Origin of the sequence: Pandoraea iniqua (assembly GCF_902459685.1) — a bacterium.
GTDB lineage: Bacteria > Pseudomonadota > Gammaproteobacteria > Burkholderiales > Burkholderiaceae > Pandoraea > Pandoraea iniqua.
Window position 1 is genome coordinate 744,576 of the sequence record NZ_CABPSF010000003.1, and the last position, 10,747, is coordinate 755,322.

Consider the following 10,747-nt stretch of genomic DNA (forward strand, 5'->3'; position numbering starts at 1 on the left):
CGACGGTACAGCGCTTGCCGCTGGGTTGCTATTCGCTTCAGTGTTTTGCGGTGGCAAACAGGCGGAAGAAGTTCTCCGTCGTCACCTCGGCAATCTTCTGCACCGGCTCACCGCGCAAATCGGCAATGAACTCGGCCACATGACGCACGTAGCCGGGCTGGTTCAGTTTGCCGCGATACGGCACCGGCGCGAGGTACGGCGAATCGGTTTCGATCAGCATGCGCTCGAGCGGCACGCGGCGGGCCACGTCTTGCAAATCGCGGGCACTCTTGAAAGTGACGATACCCGAGAACGAGATATAGAAGTTCTGATCGAGCGCGCCTTGCGCCACATCCCAGCTTTCGGTGAAGCAATGCATCACACCGGCCGGCTCGCCGGCGTTTTCTTCACGCATGAGGCGCAGCGTGTCGTCGGCAGCTGAGCGCGTGTGAATGATGAGCGGCTTGCCCGTCGCCCGCGCCGCGCGAATGTGGGTGCGAAAGCGCTCGCGTTGCCATTCCATGTCTTCAATGGAGCGCCCTTCCAACCGGTAATAGTCCAGACCGGTCTCCCCGATCGCCACCACCTTGGGCGTGGCCGCGAGGCGCACGAGGTCGTCGACGCTCGGCTCCGGCGTGTCTTCGTAATCGGGATGCACCCCGACCGAGGCGTAGACATTCTCGTGTTGCGCCGCGATCTCCAGCACTTGCGGCAGCGTGGGCAGATCGACCGACACACACAAGGCGTGACTCACCTTGTTCTCGCGCATGCGGGCCAACAGGTCGGGCATCTGCTCGGCCAGTTCGGGGAAATTGATGTGACAGTGCGAATCGATAAACATGATGGACGATCGGGTTTCCGGTGTCGGGTTCAGAGCGACGCCGGTGCGCCGAACAACTGTTTGTATTGCAGAAAGAGGGCTTCGAGCAGCACGCGGGTATTGAGCGGGTGGTTCTGCACTTGACGCTGTTGCGCAAGCTCGCGCAAAAAGCCGAGCAGGCGCACGTCGTCGGTCGCGTCGCCGCACTGGCGCAGCGCCTTGGCGTGGGCAGGGTAGAACCGCGAGTTGCCGGTCATGCGTTCGGCCAGCACGTCGAAGCACCAGCGTTGCAGCGTTTCGAGAATGCCCGGCAGGTTGCCCTTATGCAATTGCTCGGCACAGGCGAACGCGTCGACCGCCCCGCCCTGCGCCAATTGCCCCAGCAGCCAGTCGCGCCAGCTACGCTCGTCGGGTTCGGCCAACGTGCGGGCCGCCAGCGGCGCACCACCGGCTTCGGCCAGCACTGCCGCCGCCGTTGCCGCATCGAGGCCGGCTTCGCCCATGAGCCATTGCGTCGACTGCTTGTCGTCGGGGCGCGTGAGCACCACGCGGCGGCAACGCGACAGAATCGTCGGCAGCAAGCGATCGGGTTGCGTCGTCACCAGCAGGAAGACCACACCTTCAGGCGGTTCTTCAAGCGTCTTGAGCAGCGCATTGGCGGCGTGCACGTTGAGCGCTTCCGCCGGATACAGCAATACGACGCGACGCCCCTGACGATGCGAGCCCAGACTAGCGAAGTCGATGACCTCGCGCACCTGCTCGATCTTGATTTCCTTACTCGGGGTCTTGGTCTTCTTGTCGGCGTCGGCCTCGGCACGGTTCTCGGCGCCGGGCAGCGTATCGGCCATGATTTCCGGGCAGATCGCCCGAAAATCGGGGTGATTGCCGCTGGTAAACCACTGACAGGCGCTGCACGTGCCGCACGGCGACAAATCGTCGCGCGGCGCTTCGCAGAGCAGGCCCTGTGCAAACGTGCGCGCAAGCGCGAGCTCGCCGATGCCCGGCACAGCCTGCAACAGCAGGGCATGCGGCATCTGGCTGCGCAGATCGTTAAGGCGTGTCCAGTCCTGCGACTGCCACGGATACAGCATGGGGGCTCCTTGGCCTGAATTTTCGCCAGCATGGGCGCTGGCATGACACATCGGTGCGGGTGCCGTCGCCGGCTTGCGCCCGATGTCGGGCGGCAGACCGAACGAATACCCGGATTATGGCCCCATTCGCGGGGCGCTTCAGCAAGTGTCGCCGTTAGTGCCCGGGCACGCCCAGTCGCGCAAACACGCCGGCGAGCTCTGCGGCAATGGCATCGATGCTCTGGGCGGCGTCGATCACGACGAATCGGCCCGCCGAGGCCTGCGCGCGGCGCAGGTACTCTTCGCGCACCCGTGTGAAGAAGGCGGCCGACTCGCGCTCGAACTTGTCCGGCGCGCGGGCACCGGCCAATCGGGCCGCCGCAATCGACGGATCGAGATCGAACAGAATCGTGAGGTCGGGCTGGCGGGCGCCCTGCACCCACTGTTCAAGCACCGACAATTTGTCGCGCGACAGGCCGCGGCCACCGCCCTGATAGGCAAACGTCGCATCGGTGAAACGGTCGGAGACCACCCAGTCGCCACGGGCCAGCGCTGGCTCGATGACTTTGACCAGATGCTCGCGGCGGCCGGCAAACATCAGCAGCGCTTCGGTTTCGATATCCATCGGCTCGTCGAGCACGAGCTTGCGCAACGCTTCGCCCAGCGGCGTACCGCCCGGCTCGCGCGTGGCAACGACGTTGCGGCCAACGCGGGCAAGCCCCTGACGCAGCGTATCCACGAAGGCGTTCACGTGCGTGCTTTTGCCAGCGCCGTCGATGCCCTCGAAAGTCACGAACTTGCCCGGCACGGCGGCCGGTGCGGCGTTAGGTTGCGTCATTGATCACCTCGCTGGTATTTGTCCACGGCGCGATTGTGCTCCTGGAGATTGGTCGAGAAATGGCTCGTACCGTCGCCTCGCGCCACGAAATAAAGCGCGTCGCTCGGCGCAGGATTGAGCGCCGCCGCCAGCGATGCCACGCCGGGCAGCGCAATCGGCGTCGGGGGCAGCCCGGCCCGCGTGTACGTGTTGTATGGCGTATCGGTCTGCAAGTCGCGCTTGCGAATACGTCCCGTGTATAGATCGCCCATGCCGTAGATCACCGTCGGATCGGTCTGGAGCAGCATGCGTTTCTTCAGGCGATTGACGAACACGGCGGCGACTTGACCTCGTTCCACGGCCTGCCCCGTCTCTTTCTCTACGAGCGACGCCATGATCAGCGCTTCGTACGGCGTGTTGTACGGCAAGCCCGGCGCGCGCGCGGCCCACGCTTCATCCAGACGTTTTTGCATCAGGCGATAGGCGCGCTTGTAGATGTCGACGTCGCTGGAACCCTTCGGAAAGAGATAGGTGTCCGGGAAGAACATGCCCTCGGCTTCGGCGCGATCGGCGCCCACGAGTTGCATGATATCGGCGTCGGGCAGCCCGGCCGTGTCATGACGCAGCGCCGGGTTGAGATCGATCTCGGCGCGCATTTTCTTGAAGGTCCAGCCTTCGATGATCGTCACCACGTACTGGTTGACGTCGCCGCGCGCGAGTTTCTCCATCACATCGATGGGCGTCACGCCCGTGGCGAACTCGTAATTGCCGGACTTGAGCTTGGTGCCCACGTCCATGATGCGGGCGAGCAGGTTGAACAGCAGCGGATGCACCGGCACACCGCCCGTGCGGAGCTGGGTCGCGACGCTGCGCACCGAGCTGTAGGGCTTGATCGTCACGTCGAGCGTGGGCTTGACGAGCTGCATCGGGGCTTGCGCCCAGTAATAGAAAGCACCGCCTGCCGCCAACGCAGCGACAATCAACAGCACGAACAAGCGTTTGATGAAGGACATGAATTGCAGAATAAGTCGCGCTCGGACGGCAGCGGGTTCGGGGGACTCGGTCAACCCGGGCGTGTATGGCTAACAGCGGCTCGTGCTGCGCGTTTTGCGCGTCGAACCGGGCTCGCACGCCCAAGCGGAAGACCCAATATAATACTTTGACTTGCCGAACCCTCAAAGATAGACAGGCGCTCCTGTATATGAATTCCCAATGGCGTGAACTTCTGCCGCAAGCGGCAGCCGCATCTTCGTCCGATCCCGATGCGCGTGCGGCGCAGTTTGCAGCACTCCAATCGGGCAGTTTCGCCGCGCTGGCGCACGACACGGGCCTCATCGCCGTGACCGGTGCCGACGCTGCGAGCTTCCTGCACGGGCAACTGACCAACGACGTCGAACACCTCAAGCCCGCTCAGGCACGGCACGCAGGCTATTGTTCGGCCAAGGGGCGATTGCTCGCCACTTTCCTGATGTGGCGCGACGCCACTGCCGATGCCACGATCTATCTGGCCGGTGCGGCCGATGTGCAGGCGGCCGTGCAAAAGCGCTTGTCGATGTTCGTGCTGCGGGCGAAAGCCAAGCTGACCGATGCCACCGCGACGCATGTGCTGCTTCAGGTCGGTGGCCCGGCAGCCGAAGGCGTCCTCTCGCAAACGTTCGCCACGCTGCCTGACGCACCGCTCGCGGCCGCGCACGGCACGCTGGGCGATGCACCGACGAGCCTGATCCGCCTGCCCGATGCTGGCGCAGCACGATCGCTGCCGCGCTATCTCTGGAGCGTGCCGGCCGCGCAGGCGGCACAGGTCTGGGCGGCGTTGCAGGCCGCACCGGAACTTGTCGTTGTCGACCCGGCCCTGACGGCATGGCTTGATGTGCATAGCGGCGTCGCCAATGTGGTCGCCGCCACGCAAGAGCAATTCGTACCGCAAATGGTGAATTGGGAAGTCGTGGGCGGCGTGAGTTTTCGCAAAGGCTGCTATCCCGGTCAGGAAGTGGTCGCGCGCAGTCAGTATCGCGGCGTCATCAAGCGCCGCCTGCATCTCGCGCATGTGGCCGACGGTGGCCCCGTGCCCGTTCCGGCGCAGGAACTGGTCGAAGTCAGCGACCCGGATCAACCGTGCGGGATGGTGGTGCAAGCGGCCGCTGCGCCGAACGGTGGCTATGACGTTCTCGTCGAGCTGAAACTTGCCGCTCGCGAAGCCGACGATGTCCGGCTTGGCACGGCCGAGGGCCCGGCGCTGCAATTCGCGGCCATGCCGTACGATATCTTCGATCCGACCGAAACGCCTGCCGCGTCTGCTTCGGCAGCGTCCTGAATGGACTGTTACGTCTATTACCGCGTCACACCCGCCAACGCTAAGTCAGCCGCTGAGGCCGTGACGCGGCTCTTCGCGTTGGTCACGACACGCTTCGGCGTGTCTGCGCGCCTGCAACGGCGGGCAGAAGCGTCCGCCAGCGACGCGCTCACCGGGGCGGCGACGTGGATGGAACGGTATGACGACGTGCCGCCAGCGTTCATGGACGCCCTGTCCGCGATGGCGACGCAATGCGGTCTGGCCACACTCGTCGAGGGTGAGCGTCATACGGAATGCTTCGAGGACATGCCAACCCCATGTGCCTGATCGTCTTCTCGTGGCAGCCTGACGCCGACACGCCGCTCGTGCTGCTTGCCAATCGCGACGAATTCTTCGAACGGGCTGCCGAACCGATGCACTGGTGGCACGATCGCCCCGACGTGCTGGCCGGACGCGATCTACGCGGCGGCGGCACGTGGATGGGCATCAACCGTGCGGGACGTTTCGCCGCGCTCACAAATTTTCGTGATGGGCGCGCGCCCAAAGCGCCCAATGACGCACCTTCGCGCGGCTTGCTCGTGACGGCCATGCTCGACGCCACGCCGTTCGACGCCGATCTCGATCGGGTGGAAACTTACGCGCACGATTACGCAGGCTTCAATCTGCTTGCTGGCGATTTGCCGGGCGGCAAGCTGTTCTGGCTGGGGAATCGGGAGACACCGGGCTTGCCGGTAGCTCACCCTATCGAGCCCGGTGTTCACGGCTTGTCGAACGCGTTGCTCGATACGCCGTGGCCAAAGCTCGTGAGTCGGCGCGATGCGTTGTCCGCAGCCATCGCGACGGAGGCTGACGACGCGACGCTGCTGCGCCTGATGCGCGATAACATCGAAGCCCCCGACGATGCGCTGCCAGAGACCGGCGTGCCCCATTCGTGGGAAAAGACTCTCTCGGCGGCCTTTATCGCCTCGCCCGCCTACGGAACTCGCTGCACGACGCTGCTGCGCTATCACCGTAACGGCACTGTCGAACTCACCGAGTCGACAGTATCGCCCGGGCAACCCGCTAGCGAATTGCTCGACATTCGCCGCTATCGGTTCGAGATCGCGCGCTCGTAGCCGGCACGGTTACCGAATCAGCAGACTGGAGGCGCACCGCACGAGACTTCTCATGCGGTGCGCCTCTGCTTGTAGCGTCAGACCAGCCGAACGATCTGTTTCCCGAAGTTCTCACCTTTGAGCAAACCGAGGAATGCCGCCGGCGCGCTCTCGAGTCCCTGCGTCATCGTCTCGCGATAATGCAGTTCGCCAGCGGCGATGGCGTCGGTCAGTTCAGTCAGCGCCTGCGGCCAGATATCCAGATGCTCGGTCACGATGAAGCCTTCGAGCTTCACGCGGTTCGTCAGCAGCAACGCCGGGTACTTCAGCGGTGCGGGCTGGCCGTCATAGCCGGCGATCATGCCGCACAGCGCGATGCGTGAATGGGCATTGATGTTGCCCAGCACGGCATCGAACACCGCGCCACCCACGTTCTCGAAATAACCGTCGATACCATCGGGGGCGGCCGCACGCAACGCCTCGTAAAGATTGCCCGCCTTGTAGTCGACGCATGCATCGAAGCCTAGTGTCTCGGTGACGTAGGCGCACTTCTGCGGACCGCCCGCGATGCCCACGACGCGGCAACCCATGCGCTTCGCAAGCTGGCCCACCACGCTGCCCACGGCACCGGAGGCTGCGCTCACCGCCACGGTCTGCCCCGCCTTGGGCGCAATGATCTTGTTCAAGCCGTACCACGCGGTGACGCCCGGCATGCCGGCAGCCCCCAGATACACGCTCATCGGCACACGCACGGCATCGACGCGGCGCAGATTGGTGCCGTCGGAAATGCCGTACTCCTGCCAGCCGAACATCGCGGTGACGGCATCGCCCGGCTGCCAGTCGGGATGGCGCGACTCGATCACCTCTCCCACCGTCGCACCGACCATGACGGCGTCGAGCGGCTGCGGCGGCGCGTACGACTTGGTGTCGTTCATGCGGCCACGCATGTAGGGGTCGAGTGACAGATAGAAATTGCGCACCAGCACTTGCCCGTCACCAAGTTCAGGCAGTTCCGGTGCGGCAAGGTGGAAGTTGTCCAGCGTGGCCTCACCCTTGGGACGCGAGACCAGCAAAATCTGGCGGTTGATCGTCATGACATACGCTCCGGTTAGTCGCCTTGCGGATCGTCGGGACGTCGCTGCTGGCGAACCTCGCGGCCCACCGCCAGACGACGCAGATATTTGAATGTGCCCATCGCCTTGGCGACAAGCTTGCCGTTGGCGTCGCGCACTTCGCCTTCGCAATACGCCATTGTTGTCGAGCGATGCAGCACGCGCCCGAATGCGCTCATCTCGCCGGAACCCGGCTGCATGAAGCTCGTCTTCATCTCGATGGTGACCACACCGGTGCCCTCGGGCGCCGTACTACGGCTTGCCGTGCTCAACGCCACGTCGAGAAGCGCCATCGTCACGCCACCGTGCATGACTTCCCAGCTATTCAGATGCTGGGGGGCGAGCTTGAGCCGAAGTTCCGACTCGCCATCCTCGGCGCGCAGAAGTTCGATGCCAAGGTGATCGATAAACCCGGAGCGAATCGATAGCGTGCTCATTGCATGCTCCCCGGGGTCGTGCCGCAGGCGCCCCAGTGGCGCGCGGCAACTCGATCGATTTCAAGTGTTCGGTAAAACGTGTCCATCGTCATTTCTTCAGCTAGGGACGCAAGTTAGTGCGCTGCGTCCGGAATGGGTGATTCGTTGAAATCAGGTAACTACATGCGTACCGCTACCGTGCGATACCGTGCGTGTGCGACGACGCGGCGTGCACGCACCAGTCATCCACGGTTCACTCACGCGCTACGCCCGCCTCGGCCAGCGACGCCCACGCAATAGCGAGTGAGCCGTTCAAATCGATCGCGCGACAGGCGTGCTCGATCACGCAGACATCGAAACCCAACGCCTTGGCGTCGAGGGCACTCCACGCCACACAAAAATCCGTCGCGAGGCCAACGCAATGCACGCGCCGGACGCCTTTGTCGCGCAAATAACCCGCGAGCCCGGTCGGTGTCTTGCGATCGGCTTCCAGAAACGCGGAATAGCTATCCACGCCGACGTGATAGCCCTTGCGCATGATCGCCTGCGCCTGCGGAATATGCAGCCCGTCGTGCAACGCCGCACCACGGGTGTCCTGCACGCAATGCGCCGGCCACAGTACCTGCTCGCCATAGGGCAGCGCGATCGTCTCGAACGGCTGCCTGCCGGGGTGATTCTCCGCAAACGACACATGTGCTGTCGGATGCCAGTCCTGCGTGAGCACAACGTGCGAGAAGCCGCCCGCCAGCGCATTGATCGCCGGCACGACCTCGTCGCCGTACGGTACCGCCAGCGCGCCGCCCGGCATGAAATCGTATTGCACGTCGATCACGAGCAAGACTTCGTCCATCGGTTTCATTGCTTCCTCCTGCTGGCTTGCCGCTTTCCGCTTTCCGCTTTCCGCTTTCCGTTTGCCGCTTACCGGGCGCCCCGGCTAGCGGGTTACCTGCGGGTTACCTGCTGACTGCTTACCCCTTACCCGTTAAAGCGCTTGCCGCTCTCGGCCAGTTCGACCAGGCGTGCAGCGGGCGCCCAGTCTTCACCGTGCACGCCGGCTTCGAACTCGCGCACGCGCGCCAGCACCTTGTCCAGCCCAACGGTATCGGCATACAGCATCGGACCGCCCCGCCACAGCGGGAAACCGTAACCGTTCAGGTACACCATATCGATATCGGACGCGCGCGCTGCCGTACCGTCGGCCAGCACCTTGGCACCTTCGTTCACCAGCGCGTAGACGAGCCGCTCGACAATTTCTTCGTCGGTGAACGTGTGCGGCACGATGCCGTGCTCGCGACGATAGTCGTCGATCACCTGCCCCACTTCGGCCGACTCACGCGGCGTGCGATCGCTATCGGCGTAGTTGTACCAGCCCGCGTGCGTCTTCTGACCATATCGGCCCGCTTCGCACAGCACGTCGGCAATTTTCGGATAGACCAGCCCCGGCTGCTCGGCATGACGGCGCTTGCGAATGGCCCAGCTCACGTCATTGCCCGCCAGATCGCTGGTGCGGAACGGGCCCATCGCGAAGCCGAAACGCTCGATGGCGGCATCGATCTGCGCGGGCGACGCGCCCTGCTCCACCATCCATTGCGATTGTTTGAAATACGGCTCAAGCATGCGATTGCCGATAAACCCATCACAAACGCGCGCCACGACCGCCAGCTTGCCGATGCGCTTGGCCAGCTTCATGACCGTCGCCAGCACATCCTTACCGGTGTGTGCACCACGCACGACTTCGAGCAACCGCATGATGTTGGCGGGGCTGAAGAAGTGCATACCGATGACGTCTTGCGCACGCCCGGTGGTGGCCGCGAGTGCGTCCAGATCCAGCGTGGAAGTGTTGGACGCGAGAATTGCGCCCGGCTTTGCCACCTTGTCGAGCTCGCGGAACACCACCTGCTTGATCGACATGTCTTCATACACCGCTTCAACGATCAGGTCGGCATCGGCCACTGCGTTGAAGTCGGCGCTGCCGTGAATGCGTGCGAGCCGTTTCTGCGCCTCGTCAGCAGCCATCCGGCCACGCGTCACCGCGCGCGCGTAGTTGCCGCGCATCGCGTCGAAACCGCGCGCGAGTGCGCTGTCCGTCGTATCGACCAACGTCACGGGGATGCCCGCATTCGCAAACGTCATCGCGATACCGCTGCCCATCGTGCCCGCACCGATCACCGCCACACGATCGATCGTGCGCACCGGCGTGTCGTCGGGTACGTCCGCGATCTTGGCCGCGGCACGCTCGCCCAAGAAGGCGTGGCGCAGAGCTTTCGACTCCGGTGACGTCACCAATGCGACGAAGCATTCCCGTTCGAATTTCACGCCCTCGTCGAACGGCCGAGCAAGCGCAGCTTCGACAGCAGCCACACATTTCTGAGGCGCGGGGAAATGCGGTTGTTCGCGAAGCACCTTCTCGCGTGCGACGTCGATCGCGGCTTGTGTCGAACCGTCAGCGTCGTCGATCTCGACGTCACGCAGGCGCGGCAGGGGGTCGCCGCGTGCCGCCACGTCATTCGCGAAAGCAATCGCGCCCGCCAGAAGGTCGTCGTGGGTGCCTTCGAACAATTTGGCAAACAGCGAACCGACGAGCGCTTCCGACTTGACGACCTTGCCCGTGACCACCATATCGAGCGCGCGCGTCACGCCAATCGCTCGCGGCAGGCGCTGTGTACCGCCAGCACCGGGCAGCAGCCCGAGCTTGACTTCGGGCAGCGCGATTTGCGCACCGGGCAGTGCCACGCGGTAATGGCACGCGAGGGCGAGTTCCAGTCCGCCGCCCATGGCCACTGCATGCACGGCGGCGACCACCGGTTTCGCGCAAGCGTCCAGCGCATTGATCACATCGACGAGCAGCGGGCTTTGGGTGGCTTTCGGCGTGTTGAATTCGCGAATATCCGCGCCGCCGGAGAATGCCTTGCCGCCACCGATCAGCACGATGGCCCGCACCTGCGCGTCGGCCTGTGCATTGGCCAGCCCTTCGGCGATACCGGCACGCGTTGCGTGTCCCAGTCCGTTGACCGGGGGGTTCTCCAGCGTGATGACGGCTACGCCATCACGGACTTCATATGCCGTGCTCATCGTGTCTCTTTCCTTATTTTTGGTGTCGTTGGGGGTACCGCCAGCGTGTGATTCAGCGCAGTGCGGCAAAACGA

At 64.1% G+C, this 10,747-nt stretch carries 11 protein-coding genes; 3 read left to right on the forward strand and 8 right to left on the reverse strand.

Annotated features, from left to right (window positions below; all coding sequences use genetic code 11):
* Positions 1-37: 37 nt before the first annotated feature.
* The 4 genes from PIN31009_RS14325 to mltG all read right to left on the reverse strand — a co-directional run bounded on the left by PIN31009_RS14325 (position 38) and on the right by mltG (position 3,699).
* Entirely contained in the window at positions 38-820 is a 783-nt protein-coding gene (locus tag PIN31009_RS14325) for a TatD family hydrolase (RefSeq protein WP_150684315.1), read from the reverse strand.
* Between the two features lie 29 nt (positions 821-849).
* On the reverse strand, positions 850-1,890 hold the full coding sequence (holB, locus tag PIN31009_RS14330) for a DNA polymerase III subunit delta' (protein ID WP_150790669.1): 1,041 nt from the start codon (positions 1,888-1,890) through the stop codon (positions 850-852).
* A 154-nt stretch (positions 1,891-2,044) separates the two neighbouring features.
* Positions 2,045-2,707 carry a dTMP kinase gene (gene tmk / locus PIN31009_RS14335; RefSeq protein ID WP_150790670.1) on the reverse strand — a complete coding sequence of 221 codons (663 nt, stop codon included), beginning with the start codon at positions 2,705-2,707 and terminating at the stop codon, positions 2,045-2,047.
* Entirely contained in the window at positions 2,704-3,699 is a 996-nt protein-coding gene (gene mltG, locus PIN31009_RS14340) for an endolytic transglycosylase MltG (protein WP_058378367.1), read from the reverse strand. Before mltG ends, tmk begins: the two co-directional genes overlap by 4 nt.
* Positions 3,700-3,887: 188 nt before the next feature.
* Here mltG and ygfZ point away from each other — a divergent pair, with 188 nt between their 5' ends.
* From ygfZ to PIN31009_RS14355, 3 genes are read left to right on the forward strand one after another with little or no spacing between them, the layout of a single operon-like run.
* Positions 3,888-5,000, forward strand: a complete 1,113-nt coding sequence (gene ygfZ, locus PIN31009_RS14345) for a CAF17-like 4Fe-4S cluster assembly/insertion protein YgfZ (RefSeq protein WP_150790671.1) — start codon at positions 3,888-3,890, stop codon at positions 4,998-5,000.
* On the forward strand, positions 5,001-5,306 hold the full coding sequence (locus PIN31009_RS14350; protein WP_150790672.1) for a DUF4936 family protein: 306 nt from the start codon (positions 5,001-5,003) through the stop codon (positions 5,304-5,306).
* On the forward strand, positions 5,297-6,094 hold the full coding sequence (locus PIN31009_RS14355) for an NRDE family protein (RefSeq protein WP_150790673.1): 798 nt from the start codon (positions 5,297-5,299) through the stop codon (positions 6,092-6,094). Before PIN31009_RS14350 ends, PIN31009_RS14355 begins: the two co-directional genes overlap by 10 nt.
* Positions 6,095-6,171: 77 nt before the next feature.
* On the opposite strand, the gene PIN31009_RS14360 is transcribed toward PIN31009_RS14355, so the two are convergent.
* The 4 genes from PIN31009_RS14360 to PIN31009_RS14375 all read right to left on the reverse strand — a co-directional run bounded on the left by PIN31009_RS14360 (position 6,172) and on the right by PIN31009_RS14375 (position 10,673).
* Positions 6,172-7,167 carry an NADP-dependent oxidoreductase gene (locus tag PIN31009_RS14360; protein WP_150684321.1) on the reverse strand — a complete coding sequence of 332 codons (996 nt, stop codon included), beginning with the start codon at positions 7,165-7,167 and terminating at the stop codon, positions 6,172-6,174.
* Between the two features lie 14 nt (positions 7,168-7,181).
* Positions 7,182-7,622: a PaaI family thioesterase gene (locus PIN31009_RS14365; RefSeq protein WP_150684322.1), complete on the reverse strand. Its 441-nt coding sequence runs from the start codon at positions 7,620-7,622 to the stop codon at positions 7,182-7,184.
* Between the two features lie 232 nt (positions 7,623-7,854).
* Entirely contained in the window at positions 7,855-8,460 is a 606-nt protein-coding gene (gene pncA, locus PIN31009_RS14370) for a bifunctional nicotinamidase/pyrazinamidase (RefSeq protein WP_150790674.1), read from the reverse strand.
* A 116-nt stretch (positions 8,461-8,576) separates the two neighbouring features.
* Entirely contained in the window at positions 8,577-10,673 is a 2,097-nt protein-coding gene (locus tag PIN31009_RS14375; protein ID WP_150790675.1) for a 3-hydroxyacyl-CoA dehydrogenase NAD-binding domain-containing protein, read from the reverse strand.
* Positions 10,674-10,747 lie beyond the last annotated feature (74 nt).

Excerpts from the sequence above, each read along its gene's own strand:
- PIN31009_RS14375 (WP_150790675.1), bottom strand. The coding sequence starts at position 10,673 with ATGAGCACGGCATATGAAGTCCGTGATGGCGTAGCCGTCATCACGCTG.
- PIN31009_RS14325 (WP_150684315.1), bottom strand. The coding sequence starts at position 820 with ATGTTTATCGATTCGCACTGTCACATCAATTTCCCCGAACTGGCCGAG.
- PIN31009_RS14365 (WP_150684322.1), bottom strand. The coding sequence starts at position 7,622 with ATGAGCACGCTATCGATTCGCTCCGGGTTTATCGATCACCTTGGCATC.
- mltG (WP_058378367.1), bottom strand. The coding sequence starts at position 3,699 with ATGTCCTTCATCAAACGCTTGTTCGTGCTGTTGATTGTCGCTGCGTTG.
- PIN31009_RS14360 (WP_150684321.1), bottom strand. The coding sequence starts at position 7,167 with ATGACGATCAACCGCCAGATTTTGCTGGTCTCGCGTCCCAAGGGTGAG.
- tmk (WP_150790670.1), bottom strand. The coding sequence starts at position 2,707 with ATGACGCAACCTAACGCCGCACCGGCCGCCGTGCCGGGCAAGTTCGTG.
- holB (WP_150790669.1), bottom strand. The coding sequence starts at position 1,890 with ATGCTGTATCCGTGGCAGTCGCAGGACTGGACACGCCTTAACGATCTG.
- ygfZ (WP_150790671.1), top strand. The coding sequence starts at position 3,888 with ATGAATTCCCAATGGCGTGAACTTCTGCCGCAAGCGGCAGCCGCATCT.
- pncA (WP_150790674.1), bottom strand. The coding sequence starts at position 8,460 with ATGAAACCGATGGACGAAGTCTTGCTCGTGATCGACGTGCAATACGAT.
- PIN31009_RS14350 (WP_150790672.1), top strand. The coding sequence starts at position 5,001 with ATGGACTGTTACGTCTATTACCGCGTCACACCCGCCAACGCTAAGTCA.
- PIN31009_RS14355 (WP_150790673.1), top strand. The coding sequence starts at position 5,297 with ATGTGCCTGATCGTCTTCTCGTGGCAGCCTGACGCCGACACGCCGCTC.